Source organism: Clostridium lapidicellarium (genome assembly GCF_041224415.1).
Classification (GTDB): Bacteria; Bacillota; Clostridia; order Clostridiales; family Clostridiaceae; genus Clostridium_B; species Clostridium_B lapidicellarium.
In genome coordinates this window covers 156,962-177,735 of the sequence record NZ_JBGFFE010000002.1, presented here as the reverse complement: position 1 = coordinate 177,735, position 20,774 = coordinate 156,962, and the positions used below count along the sequence as shown (strand labels likewise).

Sequence of the window (20,774 nt, the reverse complement as noted above, 5' to 3'; positions counted from 1 at the left end):
TTTTTTACCGTATCTGATTTTCCAGATAAGCTCTTAAGGCAAGTTCATATTATATTCACACTGTTTTTCACCTTACAACAGCTCTCTTTAGTGATGTAAATATTACTACTCCTTATTCAAAGCTTTATGTTGATTTATCTTACATTCTATAATAATGGACAATGATTTGTCAAGAATTAATTTGAAAAATTGTTGAAAAAAGAGAACTTTCTTTGGAAAGCTCTCTTTTGGCTGCCCATGCTGGATTCGAACCAACAAATGCCTGTTCCAGAGACAGGTGCCTTACCATTTGGCTAATGGGCACTATTGTTGAAACTCAACAATAAATATTATATCATCAAAAATTTATATGTCAATAGCATATAATGTGAAAAAATTATTTTAATTTCCTGACAAAATATTTATTTATATAATTTATAAACAGTGTCAAAAGATAATCGTACAGTAAAAATACTACCTGTAACCCCAGTATTATAACATAAAAACGGGAGTTTATCTTTAAAAGTCCCGGGAAAAACAAGCTGTATATTAAGAGCAGCAAAACCATGCATATATTGAAGAAAACCAGCTTCAATATGATTTCAAGAGGTAATTTCTGACGCTTTTCGACATAATATTTGACAAGCCCGTATAGACCAAAAAATATTATATAAGATATTACCGCCATTCTGAATCCGCATATAATCATTGACAGTAGGGAAGTGGCGGCATAAACTGTAAATGCGCTTTTGAAATCCGTAATCAGTACTGCCAGCGGGATGAGCAGTGAGGACAGAACCAGTATTGAAGCTTTGTTTAAGGGAACTATGCTGCTTATATAGATCAGAATAACACCAACGGTAGTTAGAAGTCCTCCCTTGGCTATATTGGAAGCTGCATTTGTTTTTTCTGCCATTTTAAAATCACCTCTGTTGTTTTAATTTAGCATCCGCCGTAGTTTCCACCGCCGCAGAAACAGTCCAGGCAGTACAGTGTGGCACAGATGTTGCATATGTCGGGATCTTTTCTTTGATCTCCATAATATGGCTGCCTGTAAGAACGGTTTATTCCAGACAATTTATTGAAAGCACTCTGGTATTTAAAATTGTTCGGATCAAGCCTGCAGGCAGTGCTCAGGTTATTATAAGCGTCGTTGTACCAGCCTCTTCTTAAATTTAGAATTCCCATTAGATAATTCCACTCTGCATCCCTTGTCCCTACGTTCATGAGTTTTGATTCCGCATTTTTAAAGTTGCCGTTGTATATGTCATTTTCTACAGACTGATACATTCCGGAACTGTTTTCACTGCTGTAAGAATTTTCTCCTGTATCATAATGCTCTTGATTTGGGTTGCCTTTCATCAGATAATCATAGGCTTCATTTATCTCTCTCATTTTGTTTTCGGCCAAATCCCTGAGCGGATTGTTGTCATATTGATCAGGATGATATTTTTTAGCCAATTTTCTGTAAGCTTTTTTTATCTCTTCTTTTGAAGCATTTTCGCTTATTTCAAGTACTTCATATGGATTTTTCATTTTTGTAAACGCCCCTTCTAAAAACTTTATCCATTTTATCTAAAAGTCCATATTGTAATATATTATAGAGCAATTCTTCGTTTCTCTTTATGGGAAGTGCCTTAAAGGCATTCATACACTGTGCGGCACAGGTGCCTAAAATAAAATCTATTCTTTTTTCTATCTGTTTTGAAAATTCATCAAAACTCAGTTTTTTGCTGTTGAAACAGTGATCTATGGCATTGAATTTTTCCCGGCGCATATCTTCATTTAAATCGTCAAAAGCGTCAATTATATATATCCACTTTCCGAGATTGTACCCGAGAAAATAAAGTTTCTTTTTAATATCTCCATCTTGCGATGAGCTCAGTATAAAACCTGTAAGCTCTCCAAAGGGATTGGCCAGGAAATCTATGGATTTATTTCCGGAATCCTTTTCCAGCTTGTATAGATTCCGAAGTTTATTTTTTATAACTTGAAAATTTTTCTTGAAATTTTCAGGCATGGAATTCAGATATCTTCTGAGATAAACCGACAATATCCTGCTTTTTATGGATTTTTCATCTTTTGTATCATCCAGAAGTTTGAAATACACAAGCGATATGCTGCAGAAGGCAGCATATTTTAAAGAAGGATTATCTTTCAAAATGATTTTTTTCTTTACAGGGTGGATGATACATCTTTTTTTAATGTAGTTTTGTCTGCCTTCTTCCAGAGAGTCTAAAAGTATTGCCAGGAAAGTCATGTCATAGTTTAAGAAAATTCTGGGGAAATCCCCTATATTGTGTTTTATGGATTTACACAGTCCGCAGTAATATGCCTTGAATTTTTCATAATCTTTTATTTTAAGTTCCATTTTGTAAGGAGTTACATAACCAAACATATATTCACCTGCTCTGAAGTATCTCATATATGGTCTTTGATGTAATATCTTTCATGGAATATCCAAGTAAATTTACTATTTCAGCAAGTTCTCTGTCATCTGCGGTTTCTATTTCAACATAGGCAAAGGGACAAAAGGATTTATCATTTATGTCCATTTCAATTAGACTGTTTTTATACTTATAGCTTTCCCTATATTTTTTTATTGATTGCAGCAATTTTAATCCAAGAGATACAAATATTTTTTTACCAGATTGCAGGTCTGATATTTCTGCTTCATTTTCTTCCATTACCTTATATTTCCCCTGGCTTAAAAGTTTTTTTGTAGTCATATAAAAATGTTTGGAATCATGTATTAGATCTTCCACTGCCCTTATCCGTGCATAACCCCGATTTTTTACAAGTCTCCCGTCTTCAAAGTCATATATGTAGTTTGTTTGATTTTCCATTTTGACTTTTGAAGCTGAAGTATTTTTCAATTTTAACCGTATATCATCGGGATTTATTTTTATTATTCTTGTTTCACATTCTTTTATGTGGGCTCACCTCCTGGTGTTCAGATTGCCACTATTTGAATTATACCATAAAATTCAGCGGCAAAAAATTAATTATGTGAAAATTAAAGGGATTATAACTATAAAAAATAGGAGATTTTCTCAAATTAAAGGGAAATCTCCTAATACATGATAGATATTTATCTAATTCAAAGAATTTTCTGAGCCAAGTACATTTGCTATCTTATCTTCTACTACTTTTTGTATTGCATCTCTGCCTGCCCCCAGATATTTTCTAGGGTCGAATATCGTCGGATCGTCACCGAAAGTTTTTCTTGCAGCAGCAGTCATGGCTATTCTTAAATCCGTATCCACATTTATTTTGCATACTGCCATGGAAGAAGCTTTTCTGAGCATGTCTACCGGAATACCCTTGGCTCCCTTTAAGTTACCTCCATATTTATTGCAGGTTGCGACAGCATTTTGATCTACTGATGAAGCTCCGTGGAGAACTATAGGGAAATTAGGCAGTTTGTTTTGGACTTCTTCCAGTATGTCGAATCTCAGCTTTGGCTTGAAGTTCGGCGGGAATTTATATGCGCCGTGGGAAGTCCCTATTGCTATGGCCAGTGAATCCACACCTGTCTTGTTGACAAAGTCAACTGCCTGGTCCGGATCTGTGTATGTGTGCTTTTCTGAAGATACGTCATCTTCAACTCCTGCCAGCACACCCAGCTCTGCCTCCACTACCACACCGTGCTCGTGGGCATATTTTGCGATTTGTTTGGTTTTTTCCACATTTTCTTCATAATCCAGATGTGAGCCGTCAAACATTACAGAAGTAAAGCCTGTCTCAACACATACTTTTACTGTTTCAAGATCAGGACCGTGGTCCAGGTGAAGAGCCAAGTCAATTCCAGTATCCTCTATAGCAGCGTCTACCATGGCTTTCAGGTATTTTGGACCTGCATACTTCAAAGCTCCTGCTGAACACTGCAGTATCACAGCGGAATTTTTGGCCTTTGCTCCATTTACAACACCTTGAATTATCTCCATATTGTTGATATTAAAAGCACCTATTGCATATTTCCCTTCGTATGCTTTTTTAAACATATCCTTAGTAGTAACTAATGCCATTTAATATTCCACCTTTCAATATAAAATTTTGTCCGAAGACTACCAAAATAGTAGTATATATACGTCTATAGTATATCATAATTGCCCTGATGTATCCAATTATTACAGCTTAAAATAGATTTTCAATATTTAACCGCTGCATTTCCATTATCCGTTTTAATGAATTCTGTATTACATTTGTGGAGGACAGAGATTCTTCGGAATCCCTATGGTTTATATACTGTGTGAGTTTTCTCATTTCATTGCTTATATCTTCCATTTCGTCGTGATCTGAAAAGATGGCCAGCTTTGGGGAATATTTTTTCCATTCCGTCGTGAAATTTTGAGAATTTTTATAAGCTTCATCCCAGGAATTCAATTGGATTGATTTCTCCACCTGCAGGTTTGAATCCTGTAATCTTGTGCATATGTGGTTTAAATAATTTACTGAAAAAATTATGCAGAAGATCATCAGCACAAATATGGTAAAGGATATTATTATACTTTTCATGTGATCACCTCACTGTTGATTTTTTTCTTTTAACTGGCAGTAGAACTTTCCTTTTGAGTCCAGCATTGCCACCAGTACTTCATCTATGGAAGGCACGCTGTTTTTTTTCATCATCTGTTTTAGCCATGTTTCGTCTTTTTTTGCCACAATCATGTTCTTAAAATTTATTTTTCCGTCCAGTACAAGTGTTATAGGAAGATTTTCCTGGGGCGGTTTTATCTTTAAATCCTGTTTGGTAGCAGGGGAAAGTTCCGTCTTTGGTATTACGGAGAGCTGACCGCTGGTCTCAAGTATGGCATATTCCACATCCGATAGATTGTAATATCCCTGCATTCTGAGTTCCTCCATGAGGTTGTTTATGTTGAACTTTTCATCTTTCATTTTTTTCAGATCGAGTTTACCCTTGTTTATCAGTATACTTGGTTTGCCGCTGAAAACGAGCCTCATTTTTTCACTCTTGAGCTGTAAAAGTGCAAGTAGGGTCTGCAGGGTAAGGAGGGTTATTATCGGGATTATACCGTGGGTTAAAGATATTCTGGTATCCTGCATGGGAAGGGATGCAAGTTCCGATATCATTATCGCCACTGCCAGTTCAAAGGGCTCCATTTCTCCTATCTGCTTTTTGCCCATGAGTCTCATGGATACTACAACTAGCAAATACAGTATAATTGTCCTAAAAAGTACTATAAGCATAAAATACCACTACCACCTTTCGAGTTGTATACTTTGAATTTTCCACTTACCTATATTCTTGCATTAATATAAAAAAATATGAGTAAAATGAGAACATTTTCTGGTAAACATGAAGTATAATAGTAGTAACACTTAAATTAAGGGGATGAAATTATGGATGAACTTACTACTGGCTTGAGGTATGAAAATGCCAATACCTTTAGAAGCAAAGAAGACAATATGCTAAACCTTAAATTGGGGTGTAAAAATATTAGAGTAGAATATAACACCATTTTATATAAAATATTTAAGGATAATTATAGGACGCCGGATGTACCTGTAGTGCTGGCCAAGGTAAACGGGGAATATCTTGAACTTACAAATCCGCTCAAACAATCGGGAAACTTTGAAGTTGTGGATATAAGTGATAAACTCGGGAATAAAACTTATGTAAGGACCCTGCAGTTTGTACTTATCAAGGCTGCCTATGATTTATTTCCCGAAGCTAAGGTAACTATAGAACATTCCCTGAGCAAGGGGATATTTGGGGAAATCCACAAGAATACCCCACTTTTGAAAAAAAACATACGAGATATAAAGAAAAGAATGCAGGAAATAATAAAACTGGATATACCCATAAGGAAAATAAGCGTCAGCAGGGAAAAGGCTATAGAGCTTTTTAAAAGCTACAATATGGATGATAAAGTCAGGCTTTTAAATCATGTAGATGCAGATAAGGTGAAATTATACGAGCTGGATGGAAGATATGACTATTTTTACGGCCCCATGGCTTTTTCCACAGGGGCACTTAAAATATTTGACATCATGTATTACAAACCGGGATTCATATTGAGATATCCTGAGGAATCGGATCCCGGCCAACTTCCCGAATTTATGGAATATAAAAAATTGAGCAGGATATTTTACGAGACGGAACGGTGGGGCAATATACTCGATGTAGGAGATGTCGGCTCCTTGGACGACAAGGTGGATGACGGTGAAATGGTGGATATCATAAGGGTGGCGGAAGCTCTCCATGAAAAGAAGATAGCAAATATAGCAGATATGATAAATGAGAGGAAAGACGTGAAAATCATATTGATTGCAGGCCCTACTTCTTCCGGGAAGACTACTTTTGCAAAGAGGCTCTCGGTTCAGTTGAGGGTAAATGGAATGAAACCTGTTCCCATTTCACTGGATGATTATTTTGTGGACAGGGAATATACTCCCAAAGACGAGAATGGAAATTATGATTTTGAATCACTGTATGCCCTGGATCTGAAACTTTTCAACCAGCATCTGGAGTCTCTTATGGAAGGCAGGGAAATTGAAATCCCGGTGTTTAATTTTAAAAAGGGGGTCCGCGAATGGGTTGGGAAAAAGATAAAACTGCCCCCTAACGGTATAATTGTGGTTGAGGGCATACACGGCCTAAATGAAGCGCTTACCCGTGAAATACCGAGAAAGTATAAATTCAAAATATATATAAGTGCACTTACCCAGCTGAACCTGGATGATCACAACAGGATAGCCACCACGGACGTGAGGATTATAAGGAGGATGGTGAGGGATCATCTTTTCAGGGGATACAGCGGTGAGGACACCCTTAAAATGTGGCCTTCAGTAAAGAGGGGAGAGGAGAAGAACATATTTGTGTTTCAGGAAAATGCAGATGTGATGTTTAATTCAACACTGGTGTATGAGCTCTGTGTACTGAAAAATTATGCCCTTGAGCAGCTGGAAAGGATAGACAGCTCCAGCCCGGTGTACTATGAGGCATTGAGACTTAAAAGTTTCCTCCACTTTTTCAAGGAGGTGGATAAAAAATTTGTCCCTCCTAATTCTATTTTGAGGGAATTTATAGGCGGAAGTGAATTTGAAAGCTAAAAGTCCGGTCCCCGCCGGATAATCAGTTGAAATTTATTGGTACTACCAATATAATTATACTCGAGGCAGTGTTTGAGTTTAATATATTTTGTCTATGAGGTGAAAAAATTGGATGAAGCTGACTTAAGAAAATTGTTGAAAGATATCAGAGAAAAGAAAATAGATGTAGATGAAGGCGTGGAAAAATTAAAAGATTTGCCTTTCAAGGATTTGGGATATGCCATGATAGATAACCACAGGGAAATAAGAGTCGGATATCCCGAAGTCATATACTGCGAGGGGAAAACTGTAAAACAGGTGAGGGGAATTGTGAAATTTATGCTTACCAAGGGAAACAATATACTGGGAACCAGGGCCAGCATGGAGATGTACAGGGCAGTGAAGGAACTCTGCCCTTCTGCAAAATACAACGAATCCGGAAGGACCATAACCATAAGGCAAAAGGAGCAGAAGGAAACGGATTCCTATATTGCCATAGTTACGGCTGGTACTTCGGATATACCCGTAGCTGAAGAGGCATTTGAAACTGCCAGAATATTTGACAATAAGGTAGAAAAGGTTTTTGACGTGGGAGTAGCAGGAATACATAGGCTGTTCAATAAAATGGATATTATAAGACAGGCGAAAGTAGTTGTGGTTATTGCTGGAATGGAAGGAGCCCTTGCAAGTGTGGTAGGAGGAATGGTAGACAAGCCAGTTATCGCAGTTCCTACAAGTGTGGGATACGGGGCGAATTTCGGAGGGGTAACTGCACTCCTTTCCATGCTCAACAGCTGTGCCAGCGGTGTGAGTGTGGTGAATATAGACAATGGCTTTGGTGCAGGTTATCTTGCGAGTATTATAAATAAGCTTTAGCATGCACCTTATGGTGTGAAAGAAGGTAAAAATTATGAAGATTGCTTATTTTCAATGTACTGCCGGAATAAGTGGGGATATGATTTTAGGGGCACTTGTGGATTCCGGATTGAAATTGGAAACTTTAAAGTCTGAACTTATGAAACTCAACCTTCCTTTTGATTTGAGATCAAGACATGTATTGAAAAATGGAATAAAGGGTACAAAAGTTCAGGTTGTTGTAAATGAAGGACATGTTCATAGAAATTTGAATGACATTAAGAGCATCGTGCAAAAAAGCGGTTTCAAGGGAAAAGTCAAGGAAAATATAATAAAGATATTTACTAATCTTGCAGAGGCAGAGGCGAAAGTGCACGGCACCAGTGTGGAAGCTGTGCATTTCCACGAAGTAGGTGCGATGGATTCCATAATTGATATATGCGGTGCCGCCGCCGGACTGGATCTTTTGGGAATTGAGAAGATATACTGTTCCCCGATACATATAGGCACGGGATTTACAAAATGTGCCCATGGTATCATACCTCTGCCGGCACCTGCCGTGGTACAGCTGCTTCACGGCATAAAAATATACTCGAAAGGGGTTGAAAAGGAACTCGTCACCCCTACAGGTGCTGCCGTCATTTCAACTCTCTGTAGTAATTTTGGTGAAATACCCCCTATGAATGTGGAAAGCTGCGGATGCGGAGCAGGAGACAGGGATCTTGAAATACCAAACCTGCTTAGGATTTACGTGGGACAGCTGGAACAGGGTATAAAAAACAACCTGGTAAGAGAGGGAAAAGCGGTAAAAATAGAGGCCAATATAGACGACATGAATCCCCAGTTTTACGAGTATATATCTCAGAGATTGTTTTCAGCAGGAGCAGCGGATGTATATATGCAGACGGCTTTCATGAAAAAAAACAGAATTGGCAATATACTGTGTGTCAATACCTGTGATGAAAACATGGACAATGTGTTGAAGGTTATATTTGAAGAGACCACCACCATTGGGGTGAAAGTGTTTAATTTTCACAAATACATGTTGCCCTATGAAATAAAGAAAATAAGTACAAAATTGGGAGAATTCTCTGTAAAGGTTGCATTTTATGGCGATAGAGTTTCAAATATATCTCCTGAATACGAGGAATGCCGTGAAAGGGCGAGAGAATGTGGCATACCTGTTAAAGAGGTGTATGATATTGTAAAACGGGCTGCTGTTGGACAGAATATGATATAGATGATTTTGTAAAATATCCCGGGAAATAAATTCCGGGGTATTAGTTTTTTTTGTATTTTTATTGCACAAAAAGCCTTATCGGTTCCCTGTATAATCTAACAAACTTTACAGCCTTATTTTTGAAAATAATATATATAGTGGCTGATAAATGCCGGCTATATATGCTGATAGCATATATAAATTTTAAGCATATGGATTATTTAATTAATCGATTGTTATGTATAAAGTTAAAGTAAGAGGTTTAAAGACAGGAGTGAAGACAAATGAAGAACGATGAATCAATTGACGAACGGGAAGTAGGTCGCAGAGTCCGTGAAAAAAGAGAAGAGTTGAATTTAACAAGAGAAAAATTTGCTGAGATGGTAAATCTCTCTACGCTTTATATAGGACAATTGGAACGTGGAGAAAGGCAGATGAGCCTTACGGCTCTGGTAAGAATAGCCAATTGCCTTCACGTTACCACTGATTATTTGATATATGGAGAACATAGGGAGCAGACGAAGGACATGATAATAAGGGAGAGGATTAAAAAATATAAACTGACCAGGGCGGAGGGCGATGATGTGTTATACAAACTCCTTGAGAGATGTTCCAAAAAGGAACTGGATCTAATAGAAAACATGGTGAAATTGATTCTGCCTTACATGGGGTAGTACCCGTAGGAATATTTCCAGCAGTTTGATTTTTGCGTAAAGGGTTAGAAGACCTGACAGCTTTCAGCTGAAAACTGCCAGGTCTTCTAACCCTTATTTTTTAATTTTTAATGGCTTATTACGGGATATTCTGATAAAATAAATAATAAGGAGTTGGTTAATACTAAGGGACAAGGGCGTGAAAATTTTGACAAGGATATACGATTTTGATGCAGCATGGAAAACTATATTGGAGGCTTTTGAAGCTGAAATAGTAGAGCTTGTTTTTCCAGAATTGTTTTGAAGATAAATATGAAGAATTCAAGAAATCACAGGAAGGTGTATCTAAGATGTCTGTGGATGAAATAAGGAAAATATACTATACACAAAAGGGAAAAGAGGAAGGCAGGAAAGAAGGCAGAGAAGAGGGGAAGGCAGATCTACTTATTAAACAGCTGAGAAAAAAATTTAATGGGCTGCCGGAGAATTATGAAGAAAAGATAAGAAAACTTTCAAAGGAGAAGATTGAATCTATTGCAACGGATATATTTGATTTAGAGAAAATTAAGGATCTAGAGAGATATTTTTAATGGTTTTGATTTGAAATATATAAATAAAGGGTTAAAAGCTTTGGCGGCTGTTAGCCCTTGTTTTTTTAATTTGATTTTGAATTAAATTACCAGTTGGATACAATAAATAGGCTTACTGCCAATAAAAATTTCTTACATGTAGTATATGTATTTAATTTAATTCCAGATCTAAAATTAGGTAAAGATGGAAAATGTAAAAAAGTAATTATCAGCAAATACAGTTTTTGAATAAGAATCATTAGAGAATAAAGGTATAAGGATTAATATGTAAATGTTTGAATATAATTATATATTATAAAATATATTGAATATATGTTGACAAATAACATAAGTTGATATATTATGAAATTGATAAAATAATAACTTATCAGACAGGCTTTTTAAGAATCAATAGGGAAAGTGGTCAAAAACCACTGCAGCCTCCACTACTGTAGGGAAGATGAAATCCAGGAGTGCCACTGAAGACAGAGTTCTTTGGGAAGGTCGGAGAGTAAGATGATTCCAAGCCAGTATACCTACCTGTTTGGTGATATGTTCAGTTCTTTTGGAAGGAAAGACGTATATCGGATATGTTTTCATTTAAATGTCAGGTGGAAAATATATTGATTTTGATATGTGCGGACCTTCGAAAGAGGGTCTTTTATTTTTAACAGATGTGTTTTTTTATTCAGGTAACCTGCCAAAGCGGGTTATAAAAGGGAAACCAGGTGAGAAACCTGGGCGGTCGGGCCGCTGTAAATGGGAAATTTCAAAGTAATACCTCCAAAATTTTCAGATAAATTTGAATAAACCGGAGACATACTTGAAAAAGCCATAAGTCAGAAATCTTAACCTGGATATTTCATAAATAACTTTCCATGAAAAAGTGATTATGAGCTAAAGGCAATAAGGGGACAAGCTTAGGATTTATAATTTTGCATAAATGGACATGCCTTTTTAATAGTTTATATTTGAATCACAGCCTCAAAATCACTTTCAGGAAAAGAGGACTGTGATTTTTATATTTTAAGGGGGTGATGTTATATAAGGTATATGATAACAGGTCACTTTCTATTTAACATGGAGTTTAGGGGTAGAAAAATAATTGAAAGGAGATCTTAGTTGATGTTTAAAATTTTGAAAAATAAAGCATTTGCATTTGTTCTAAGCGTACTGGTAATGGCACTTGGGGTAGTTGTAGCACCTTCTTTTACAAACAATGCGCAGGCGGCGGCAGCTTCTGAGAAAACAGTTTACGTGGACGTGGAGAAGAATGTTTTGGGAGAATCCCCACTTATAAAACCGGTAAAGGTTACACTGGATGATTCTAAAACTATACTAGATGCAACGAAACAGGCTGATCCCAATATTGGTATAGATGCAACTACGGGTCAATATGCGTATATAAAAGCATTCCAGGATAATTCAGATAATCAGGCTGATTTTCAAGCTAATTATCCATCTAAATTTTATGATAAGCTTGATACTGTAACAAAGGGTGTTATTTTTAAAAATGATATATTACATCAGCCAATTATAACTGATACAGGCTGGCTTAGAGAAAAAGAATGTGACGGAGTATCTGGTTGGACATTTACAGTAAATGATTCGCAAACTTATGGTAGTAATGGAACTTATTATACTGCAGCAACTGCTTTATCCAATGTTCCAGATAATGCTGTAATACGTTGGGAGTTCTCGGCAGCAATGGGTGCAGATCTTGGAATAGCAAATTCAGCATATTTACCAACTGAAGTTACTGATGATGGTTACTACAACTGGGATACTTCAGTATATGTTGCACCACTCTTTGAAAGAGTAAGTAAATCAGATCTTATAAGAGATATGGCTAATTATGAAAACAAAAATGATGAAAACTATAAAGCAGCATTAACAACATTACAGACACTGCAGGCTACACAAGATCAGGTTGATGAAGCAATTAAGGGGTTATCACCTGCATCAACTGGAGCTAATATGGCGGTTTCTGGTCTGTAGTTAAAACAAATAACTGGCTATAAAATAGATTGATCCTCGTGGGTCAATCTATTTTTTATGAGATATTATTTTGTATATTAATTTGTGATTTTATAGTTAACTATATGCAGTAAGCATACAGCCAATGTCATATAAGTTTTATGTAAGATCAAGAATAAATTGTTAAAATAAAATGAAAATAATGTTGACTTTGGTAAATTTATATTTTATACTAAAAATTAGAGAATTAAATAATTTATGAAAATTTAATATATTATATCAGGTGCTGCTATATTTGACAGTTAAAAGGAAAAGTGGAATCGTAGCCACTGCAGCCCACCGTTGCTGTATGGAAGATGAAACCCCAATATGTCACTGGATTATATATCCGGGAAGACGGGGGAGTAAAATGAATCCAAGCCAGAAGGCCTGCCTGGTATTTTGTCAATTCTTTCGGAGGGGAAGACATTACATAGATTGCTAGACTGTTTGCCTTTATATTTTTTGGGTAAACAGTTACATTTAAGTAAAAATGGAGAACTCTCTGAGTTCTCCATTTTTTATTTTTATAATTATAAAATACCTCCCACAGCGTGAGGTATTTTTGCTGTTATAGGCAATCTTAATTGTGGATTTTATGTTGTAAATTGAATTTTAAGGAGGGGAGATTGAAATGCTGAGGAAGAAAATCGAGATGCTGCTGTGTATATCTGCAGTATGTTCCGTATCATTTGTCGCAGCAGACACAGGAAGGCTTAATACTGTCTATGCAGAAAGCCTTAATTCCAATACACCTGTGGTGAGTGAGCAGAATACTGAAGATAGTGGAGAAGAAGCTGTCGCCATAAATAATGCAAAGTTAAAAACCAAATTGACAGAAGCGGCCAATAAAGGCAGCGGCTATACGGGAGATTTAACTACATCTGACCTTGCATCTATTACAGGAGATATTGACCTGTCAGATCTTGATATTAAAGATGAGGATATGCCAATTATGAAATATTTAACTGGAGTGTCCGGTATAAATTTATCAAATAATACAGCTATTACTAGTAAAGGATTTAATAAAAAATATTTTGACTGGACAGTACCTAAGAAATTAGACTTCAGCGGTTGCACTGGGATTTATTATAATTATTTTTCTACATCACGTTCTGCTTTTCTGGGATGTGCCACGCTGGAGTCAATTTCTTTACCAGATAACATAGGTATTATCCCTACTGGAATTTTTGAAAATTGTACTGGTTTGACTTCCATAACTATTCCGAAAGGAGTTACTGATATAAAAAGTAATGCATTTAATGGTTGTACAGGCATTAAAGAAGTTAATTTGGATGATGGATTGTTGAATGTTTGGGATGAGGTATTTAAAGACTGTACCTCATTGAAGTATATAAAAACTCCTAGTTCTGTAGCAAGCTTTGGAGTAAATTGTTTTAGTGGAGATATAAATCTTGTAGTGGATACTCGGGGGACAAACTTTAAGCCTGAAGATGAGTCAGAGTGGGGGGATACCTCAGGAGTAGTATTTCTATATGGCGAGGATGCCAAGCTTCAGGATAAACTGACTTTAAAGACTGGAGGAGAGGAAGCAATTATTTTGCAGATTCCAGATGGTAAGACTGTTAATTGGGGAAGTAGTAATAATGAAGTGGCTGCAGTTGATGAAAATGGGAAGGTTACAGCGGTGAGTCCTGGTACTGCATTTATATATGCCAAGACTTCCGACGATACCTACAGTGGATTTTGTACTGTTACAGTTACCGATGAAGACGTACCTGTAACCGGGATAAATCTTAATAAAACAAATACAACTTTGGAAAAAGGAAGTACCGATAAGCTCACGGCAACTGTTACTCCCGAAACTGCCACTGACAAGGAAGTGGCATGGACAAGTAATAAACCCGAAGTAGCCACAGTTGACCAGGATGGGAATGTAGCTGCAGTGTCCAAAGGTACGGCGATAATAACTGCGGCTGCAGGAGATGGAAAGGAAACTGCCGCTTGTACTGTAATAGTCACCGATAGTAGTGCCAGTCCCATAGAGATAAGTACTGAGCTGCCTGAAGGTAAAACTTCTTTTAAATTGGGTGATGATGCTAAAGTAATTGTAAAGGCTGTGAATAATTCTGGTGAAGAACAGCCAGTTTCACTCATGCTGGGGCTGTTTGATAAAGATAATAATAACTTTATAAAGTGTACAAGCAACAAGGAAGATGTTGAACAGGGAGGACAGATTTCTCTGATTGGAACTATAGGTATTCCGGATACGGGAAATTATGAATTGAGGGCTTTTGTATGGGATGGCCTGGAGGATATGAAACCTCTTTCCGATGTTAAAACTATATCTGTTATAGATGGTGGAAGTAGTGATGATGACAGCGAAGTAACTTTTACCGATTCAGATTTAGAAAAAGCTGTAAGAGATGATATAAAGAAACCTACTGGAACCTTACATAAAAGTGATGTAGATAAAATAACTGAATTGGATGTCAGGGGAAAAAACATAGTGGATCTTGGGGGAATTGAAAATTTGACTTCACTTAAAACTCTTAATTTAGCCGACAATAGAAATTTAAATACGAAGAGTATAAGTTTATTGAATGAATTGCCACAATTGGAATCTCTTAATCTAAGTGGAACTACAATAAATGATTTAAGCCTTTTAAGTGGTTTGAAAAATTTACAATGTCTTAATTTACAAACGCTTAGTCTTGATAGCGGACAATTTATCAATACAAGTGGATTAAAAGATTTGAAAAACCTTAAAGAACTTGATTTAAGCGGAAATGGATGGAATATTAATAGTGATTTAAGTGAGCTGGAAGATTTAACTAAGTTGCAGATACTTAAATTGGGAGCTACTAAATTGAAGAGTACAAGTGTATTAAGTCAGCTGAAAGATTTAAGGTATCTTGATTTAAGTAATAATCCCATAAATGATGATTTAGAAGGACTAGAAGGATTAACTAATTTGCAAACTTTACTTTTAAATAAAAATTTTCAATGGGGAACTGATGACAAAATAAGTGATATAAGTGCACTGAGTAATCTGAAAGATTTAACAACCTTGGATTTAAGCTATAATCAAATATCTGATATAAGTTCATTAAGTGGTTTGAAGAATTTACAGTCTCTTAACTTGCAGAATAATAAAGTGAGTAATATAACTCCACTCAAAGATTATTTATCTGCCTTGAAATTACTTGATTTAATGGGAAATCAAATAACTGATATAAGTGGATTGGAGGGGTTAAGTGCTCTTACGACTCTCAATTTATGTGGTAATGAAATAGAAAAAATAGATGAGGCAGATGAACTAAAGGGTTTAACAAGTTTAACGGATCTTAATTTAAATGGTAACAAGTTAGTTGATATAAGTGGTTTAAGTGAATTGGAAAGTTTGAAGTCTCTTGAATTAAATGATAATCCAATAAGTGATATAACTCCATTAAGTGGATTGACGGGCCTACAGTCTCTTAGTTTAAGTAATACTCAACTGGACAATATAGATGTACTGGAGAATTTAACTAATCTACAGTTACTCGATTTAAGACAAGGAAATGGTAAAAAATTAAAGAACATAAGTGCACTGAGCAACCTGACTAAATTACAGAGCCTTTTCTTATATAGTAATGAGATAAGTAATATTACTCCACTAGAAAAATTAATTGGCTTGAAATCACTTGATTTAAGTCATAATCAAATAACTGGTGTAAGTATATTGAAAGATTTAACCAATTTAACAAACCTCGATTTGGGATACAATCAGATAAGCGATATAACTCCATTGGGTGGATTGACTAATTTACAGTCTCTTGATTTATCAAGAAATTCTGGAATAACTGATTTAAATTCATTAAAAGGCTTAACGAATTTAACAAGTCTTAAGTTGTATGGAATAACAATAAACGAAAGTAAACAGCAGGATTTAAAAAAATCACTTCCAAATTGTGAGATAATATTTTAAAGTGTATAGCGGTTAATCTATTATAATGATCAGTTAAAAATGTTGAAGTAACGATAGAATATGGTGGGAATTCATTAAGAGCGTTGTTTCACATTTTTAATTGTTGATTGTAGATTGTAAATTGAACTTAATAATAAGGGGGAGAGGAAATGGAAAAGTTGTGGAAAAAGGTAGTCCTTGCAGTAGTGCTTCTGTTTTCATTTGGAATATTTGCGCCTTGTGTGGCTCTGGCAGATACTGCAACACCGACTGAAATTGATGTAGATGTAAAAATACCGGCAGAAGACAAAGTCTATGATACAAATAAGAGTGTAGAAGACAACCTCAAGACAAGCTTGAAGTTAGAAGATATAGAAGTTGTTCCTGAATCTAGTGAATATAAAAATTTACTAAAACAATATAATGTTAAAGCCACATATAGCGGCAGTAAAGATGTAGTTTTTAATGCACCTACTATTGGGGTTGTTCCTGTGAATCCCTTGAATATTGATCCAAGTAAAGTAAAAATCACTCCCGAATCTGTTGAAAATGGCAGGTATAAATTTGTGTTAAAGAATGTATCGGCTGTAGGAAATTTGATTGATAATTCAACACCTGCAATAGATGAAGAAGGACAAATTGAAGAGGCAAAAGAAGCAGAAAACATGCTTTATGGTAAATTAAAGATTGGGGTTGGATCTGTACCTTCCTTTAATTGGAGCGGTAGTAAAGCAAGTTTTGATGGAGGTGAAGGCAGTATTGAATTGAAAAATAATACATGGGAAATGTTTTCTTCTGCACGTTCTGGTTATAAAGGTGTAAGTGAAAAATATTGTGATGATTGGATTATAGCTGTAAAAGATGAACTAAGGAGGATGAAAGCTGAAGGTATAAAAGCTCAGGATGTAAAGATGACGGAATGGGAAAAGTTAGCTTTAGCAGTTACAGCTGTGGGCTATGATCCAAGGGATATAACTTATGATGGTTCTAATTTGATTGATATTATTTCGAACAAAGATTACTTAAATGCATCTAGTCAGACATTTGCAAGACAATATGCTATATTGGCATTGACTTCACAGGATTATATAAACAGTGTACCCAAGGATGAAAAACATGTTGATGAAAATGATATAGAAGATAAGATACATTCTTTAGCTGATCTCGCACGTGGTAATACAGCAGCGGACGGTTCTACTATTTTATCAAATGCTGTTCCTGATATGGGAACTATGCAGATGCAGCCACTTGCAGCATATTATGATTCAAATGCAAAAGAGGAAGATAAATATTATGATGTAAAACAAGCTGTAGAATATTGGCTTGATCATTTTTCAAATTCTCAAACTTATCTTGGATCCTTCTGGGGTGGTATGGGCAATGATTATAACAATTCATGGACAAATGCCCAGGTATATATGACTATTGGAATGGCCGCAGAAGGAAATGGGAAGAATAAAACAGAAGATGGGAAATTCAGCAATAATGTAAATATTTTTGATAAAAAATATATTAAATGCGGTAAAACTATGATAGATGCAGCTCTAAACAAATGGTCAACCTATGACAGTGCCACCTATGAGCCCACACAGATGTGTCGTGGCTTGGATTCTCTTGTAAGGGCCTATGAAGGAAGGAATTCCATATTTGACTGCAGGGATGTTGAAAATTCTACCGTACCTGTAAATAACGCCATAGAGGCACTTCCCGATGCCATAACTTCTAAAGATGAAGAAAAAATCAATGCGGCAAAGGTTCTCTATGATGCACTTGGCAGTGCAAAACAGGCATCTATTGCCCAGAGTACGAAAGATAAACTGGCTGCGGCAGAAAGAAAAGTGGGACAAACTGTTGAAATAAGTGATCCTGATGCATCTTATAAGAAAGTATCTGTAAAGGCAAAGAATGTGTCAGATTCTTCTCAGAACGTTTCGCTTATAACTGCACTTTATGATGAAACCGGCAAATTCATAACTTATGTATCCGGAGAACAGAAAGTTGAAGCGGGCAGGTCATCTACTTTGAGCAATATGCTCAAAATACCGGAAGAAGGTATATATAAAATAAAGACCTTTGTCTGGGACAGTATTGAAGGTATGAAACCTCTTTCAAATGTTATAGATATGCCTGCCGGATCTGGTAAATAATTCATTTCTGTCTGATTGATAATTACGATTAAGTTTTTTGAGGGGGTTAATATGAAAAAGATTTTAAGCAAGATTATAACTTTCTTATTTGTCATAGGTATTGCAGTATCCGGTATTGGAGGGAATGTATATGCTTCCGGTCAAAATGGATCCAGGTCTGCAGGTGCTGATGTATCCATAACCAAAGAGAGGCTTTCTGGAAGTGACAGAATAGAAACTTCACTCAAGATAAGTCAAAACGGCTGGAAAAATGGTGCGGACACAGTGGTTATAGCCCAGGGCTACGGCTATGCCGATGCTCTCTGTGCAACACCTCTTGCCAAGAAGTACAATGCACCTATAATCCTTTCCAGGCAGGATGCGCTGGGCAGTGACACCATAGCTGAAATTAAAAGGCTCAATGCAAAAAAAGCCTTCGTTATAGGGGGGGAGTTTTCTCTATCAGACAATGTAATAGCCCAGCTTAAAGACATTGATGTGGATATTGAGAGAATAGGCGGCCTGGACAGATATGAAACTTCTGTTGAAATAGCCAGGAAGCTTGGAGATTCAGGTGATATAAGCAATATAGTGGTTGCTTCCGGGGCCGGGTATGCAGACAGCCTTTCCATGGCACCCATAGCTGCGGCAAAAGGGTGGCCGATACTTCTTACGGAAAGTGACAGTCTTCCCGAGAAAGTTGAAAGCTACATAAAGAGTTTAAATATAGATAAGACTTATGTATTGGGCGGCACTGAAGTTATCACGACGGGACTTGAAAATTTTCTTCCAAATCCCCAGAGACTCGGAGGAACTACCAGATTTGATACTAATCTTGATATACTTCAGAATTTCAAATCTGATCTTGATTTTAGCAATGTCTATATAGCGGCAGGGGATGGATCCAATGGGGATGAATTTGCTGATGCTCTTTCGGGAGGAGTCCTGGCATCCCGGAAGTCTGCACCATTGGTGCTTATTTACAAGACTGTAACTCAAAATACAGCGGATTTTATAACTCGGAATATGTCTGACAAGACTGTGCTTACAGCACTTGGGGGAACTCTTGTAGTACCTGATGCAGTTCCAAATGCTATTGAGAGTTTGTATAACGGCGAGAACCCCAATGAAGGTATAGGTCCTGTTGTACCTGTTACTCCTGTCCCCGATGGTGAACATGTGTCGCTTGTAATTGACGGATATAAGGGAAATATTGTAAACAAGTCCAACCTTTCTTTTAACAAGGGTGATACGGTTTTTGATGTTTTAAAGAAAACCCTTGATGATAAAGGTATTCCCATTTACTACGAGGGTACTGGTTCCCAGATCTATGTGCAGAGTATAAACGGACAAAGGGAATTTGACAGGCCCCGGGGAGGCGGGAAATCCAACCAGAGCGGCTGGAAGTACAGTGTAAACGGAAACTTCCCGGAATACAGCTGTGGTGATGAAAAGGAAACCCTTCATGGAGGGGAGAGCATACACTGGATCTATGTACTTGGTGCCAATGATACAACTTGTTTTAGAGATGTGGATTCAGTGAAACTAAATAAAAGCAGCCTTGATATGGATAAGGGTGACTCCGAAACTTTAAGTGCAGCTGTAAGTCCTTCTGATGCTACGGACAAGAATATAGTCTGGAGCAGCAGCGATGAGTCGGTGGCAACAGTGGATGATGACGGACAAGTTGAGGCAGTTGGCTCCGGAACGGCGGCTATAACTGCAGAGTCCATAGACAATACGAAGGGATTTAAGGTAAATTACGATGCTTCAGATAATGAAGACGTCTGTGATGTCACGGTATCAGGGGCGGTTAACCCCGACAAGGTAACAGGTGTAACTTTGAACAAATCCAGTACAGATTTGGAGGTTGGAAAAACCGAAAAGCTTGAAGCAACTGTCGCTCCGTCAAATGCCGCCAATAAGAAATTAACCTGGTCCAGCAGTGACGATTCTATAGCATCTGTGAATTCGGATGGCCTTGTCACTGGTGAAAAGGCAGGTACTGCGGTTATAACAGTTAAGACCTCAGATGGAGGAAAAACTGATACTTGTACTGTAAAGGTAAAAGACAAGTCTCCGGGAAAAATTATTCAGGAAGTTCATGAGGGAGGACTTGATTTGACCATTTCCCAGGGAACAGATAAGACTGTGAATATTTATGCCAAAAGTGAGAATACTTCAGATGATATTACTTTTGAACTTTATGATGGAGACGGAAATCTTGCATATATAGATCAATCTCCTGAATCTACGGGAATCATGGATTCAACTACGGTTCTTGCACCAGGTAAATATCATGGGTATATAAGATCATCCAGCACGAGCAAAATAGAAATACCCGAATTTATGGTAGAATAAATCTATAAAATCCTTTAAAGAATGGCGGGA

General features: G+C 36.8%; 16 protein-coding genes, 1 tRNA gene, 3 riboswitches and 1 other annotated feature (1 of these 21 cut by a window edge). Of the genes, 9 read left to right on the top strand and 8 right to left on the bottom strand.

Going from position 1 to position 20,774, the window contains the following annotated elements; translation table 11 throughout:
• Positions 1-129, bottom strand: a binding site (T-box leader) (it extends 77 nt beyond the left edge of the window).
• A gap of 99 nt (positions 130-228) precedes the next feature.
• From AB8S09_RS02855 to AB8S09_RS02820, 8 genes are all read right to left on the bottom strand, one after another.
• Positions 229-303: transfer RNA gene (locus AB8S09_RS02855), tRNA-Gln, on the bottom strand.
• Positions 304-376: 73 nt separating this feature from the next.
• Positions 377-895 (bottom strand): hypothetical protein, encoded by a 519-nt coding sequence (locus AB8S09_RS02850; protein WP_294181208.1) that lies wholly within the window; start codon positions 893-895, stop codon positions 377-379.
• Between the two features lie 26 nt (positions 896-921).
• Entirely contained in the window at positions 922-1,515 is a 594-nt protein-coding gene (locus AB8S09_RS02845) for a J domain-containing protein (RefSeq protein WP_294181206.1), read from the bottom strand.
• A complete protein-coding gene (locus AB8S09_RS02840) occupies positions 1,499-2,377 on the bottom strand; it encodes a DUF5685 family protein (protein WP_294181204.1) in 879 nt (292 codons plus the stop codon). Before AB8S09_RS02840 ends, AB8S09_RS02845 begins: the two co-directional genes overlap by 17 nt.
• Before the next feature lie 4 nt (positions 2,378-2,381).
• Positions 2,382-2,912: a class IV adenylate cyclase gene (locus AB8S09_RS02835; protein ID WP_294181290.1), complete on the bottom strand. Its 531-nt coding sequence runs from the start codon at positions 2,910-2,912 to the stop codon at positions 2,382-2,384.
• Between the two features lie 162 nt (positions 2,913-3,074).
• Positions 3,075-4,007 (bottom strand): class II fructose-1,6-bisphosphate aldolase, encoded by a 933-nt coding sequence (fba, locus tag AB8S09_RS02830; RefSeq protein WP_294181198.1) that lies wholly within the window; start codon positions 4,005-4,007, stop codon positions 3,075-3,077.
• 109 nt (positions 4,008-4,116) lie between these two features.
• Positions 4,117-4,497: a DUF4363 family protein gene (locus AB8S09_RS02825; RefSeq protein WP_294181196.1), complete on the bottom strand. Its 381-nt coding sequence runs from the start codon at positions 4,495-4,497 to the stop codon at positions 4,117-4,119.
• Between the two features lie 9 nt (positions 4,498-4,506).
• The gene (locus AB8S09_RS02820) at positions 4,507-5,190 is read right to left on the bottom strand and encodes a DUF421 domain-containing protein (RefSeq protein WP_294181194.1); all 684 of its coding nucleotides are present in this window, start codon (positions 5,188-5,190) and stop codon (positions 4,507-4,509) included.
• A gap of 219 nt (positions 5,191-5,409) precedes the next feature.
• Here AB8S09_RS02820 and AB8S09_RS02815 point away from each other — a divergent pair, with 219 nt between their 5' ends.
• From AB8S09_RS02815 to AB8S09_RS02775, 9 genes are all read left to right on the top strand, one after another.
• Positions 5,410-7,056 (top strand): nucleoside kinase, encoded by a 1,647-nt coding sequence (locus AB8S09_RS02815; protein WP_294181285.1) that lies wholly within the window; start codon positions 5,410-5,412, stop codon positions 7,054-7,056.
• Positions 7,057-7,164: 108 nt separating this feature from the next.
• A complete protein-coding gene (larB, locus tag AB8S09_RS02810) occupies positions 7,165-7,911 on the top strand; it encodes a nickel pincer cofactor biosynthesis protein LarB (protein WP_294181283.1) in 747 nt (248 codons plus the stop codon).
• Positions 7,912-7,945: 34 nt separating this feature from the next.
• A complete protein-coding gene (larC, locus tag AB8S09_RS02805) occupies positions 7,946-9,130 on the top strand; it encodes a nickel pincer cofactor biosynthesis protein LarC (RefSeq protein WP_294181190.1) in 1,185 nt (394 codons plus the stop codon).
• A 263-nt stretch (positions 9,131-9,393) separates the two neighbouring features.
• Positions 9,394-9,783, top strand: a complete 390-nt coding sequence (locus AB8S09_RS02800; RefSeq protein WP_369868464.1) for a helix-turn-helix domain-containing protein — start codon at positions 9,394-9,396, stop codon at positions 9,781-9,783.
• A 260-nt stretch (positions 9,784-10,043) separates the two neighbouring features.
• On the top strand, positions 10,044-10,352 hold the full coding sequence (locus AB8S09_RS02795; RefSeq protein WP_369868463.1) for a DUF4351 domain-containing protein: 309 nt from the start codon (positions 10,044-10,046) through the stop codon (positions 10,350-10,352).
• A 356-nt stretch (positions 10,353-10,708) separates the two neighbouring features.
• Positions 10,709-10,889: riboswitch (cobalamin riboswitch) on the top strand.
• Positions 10,890-11,004: 115 nt separating this feature from the next.
• A riboswitch (cobalamin riboswitch) is annotated at positions 11,005-11,202 on the top strand.
• 308 nt (positions 11,203-11,510) lie between these two features.
• The gene (locus AB8S09_RS02790; protein WP_369868462.1) at positions 11,511-12,329 is read left to right on the top strand and encodes a hypothetical protein; all 819 of its coding nucleotides are present in this window, start codon (positions 11,511-11,513) and stop codon (positions 12,327-12,329) included.
• A 243-nt stretch (positions 12,330-12,572) separates the two neighbouring features.
• A riboswitch (cobalamin riboswitch) is annotated at positions 12,573-12,759 on the top strand.
• Between the two features lie 222 nt (positions 12,760-12,981).
• Entirely contained in the window at positions 12,982-16,278 is a 3,297-nt protein-coding gene (locus tag AB8S09_RS02785; RefSeq protein ID WP_369868461.1) for a leucine-rich repeat domain-containing protein, read from the top strand.
• Positions 16,279-16,427: 149 nt separating this feature from the next.
• Positions 16,428-18,404, top strand: coding sequence for a hypothetical protein (locus tag AB8S09_RS02780; RefSeq protein ID WP_294181182.1), 1,977 nt, complete (start codon positions 16,428-16,430; stop codon positions 18,402-18,404).
• A gap of 51 nt (positions 18,405-18,455) precedes the next feature.
• Positions 18,456-20,744: a cell wall-binding repeat-containing protein gene (locus AB8S09_RS02775; RefSeq protein WP_369868460.1), complete on the top strand. Its 2,289-nt coding sequence runs from the start codon at positions 18,456-18,458 to the stop codon at positions 20,742-20,744.
• Positions 20,745-20,774 lie beyond the last annotated feature (30 nt).

What these genes read in the sequence shown, in the direction of transcription:
- AB8S09_RS02850 (WP_294181208.1), bottom strand. Translation starts at nt 895, where the DNA reads ATGGCAGAAAAAACAAATGCAGCTTCCAATATAGCCAAGGGAGGACTT.
- AB8S09_RS02845 (WP_294181206.1), bottom strand. Translation starts at nt 1,515, where the DNA reads ATGAAAAATCCATATGAAGTACTTGAAATAAGCGAAAATGCTTCAAAA.
- AB8S09_RS02840 (WP_294181204.1), bottom strand. Translation starts at nt 2,377, where the DNA reads ATGTTTGGTTATGTAACTCCTTACAAAATGGAACTTAAAATAAAAGAT.
- fba (WP_294181198.1), bottom strand. Translation starts at nt 4,007, where the DNA reads ATGGCATTAGTTACTACTAAGGATATGTTTAAAAAAGCATACGAAGGG.
- AB8S09_RS02825 (WP_294181196.1), bottom strand. Translation starts at nt 4,497, where the DNA reads ATGAAAAGTATAATAATATCCTTTACCATATTTGTGCTGATGATCTTC.
- AB8S09_RS02820 (WP_294181194.1), bottom strand. Translation starts at nt 5,190, where the DNA reads ATGCTTATAGTACTTTTTAGGACAATTATACTGTATTTGCTAGTTGTA.
- AB8S09_RS02815 (WP_294181285.1), top strand. Translation starts at nt 5,410, where the DNA reads ATGCTAAACCTTAAATTGGGGTGTAAAAATATTAGAGTAGAATATAAC.
- larC (WP_294181190.1), top strand. Translation starts at nt 7,946, where the DNA reads ATGAAGATTGCTTATTTTCAATGTACTGCCGGAATAAGTGGGGATATG.
- AB8S09_RS02800 (WP_369868464.1), top strand. Translation starts at nt 9,394, where the DNA reads ATGAAGAACGATGAATCAATTGACGAACGGGAAGTAGGTCGCAGAGTC.
- AB8S09_RS02790 (WP_369868462.1), top strand. Translation starts at nt 11,511, where the DNA reads ATGGCACTTGGGGTAGTTGTAGCACCTTCTTTTACAAACAATGCGCAG.
- AB8S09_RS02785 (WP_369868461.1), top strand. Translation starts at nt 12,982, where the DNA reads ATGCTGAGGAAGAAAATCGAGATGCTGCTGTGTATATCTGCAGTATGT.
- AB8S09_RS02780 (WP_294181182.1), top strand. Translation starts at nt 16,428, where the DNA reads ATGGAAAAGTTGTGGAAAAAGGTAGTCCTTGCAGTAGTGCTTCTGTTT.
- AB8S09_RS02775 (WP_369868460.1), top strand. Translation starts at nt 18,456, where the DNA reads ATGAAAAAGATTTTAAGCAAGATTATAACTTTCTTATTTGTCATAGGT.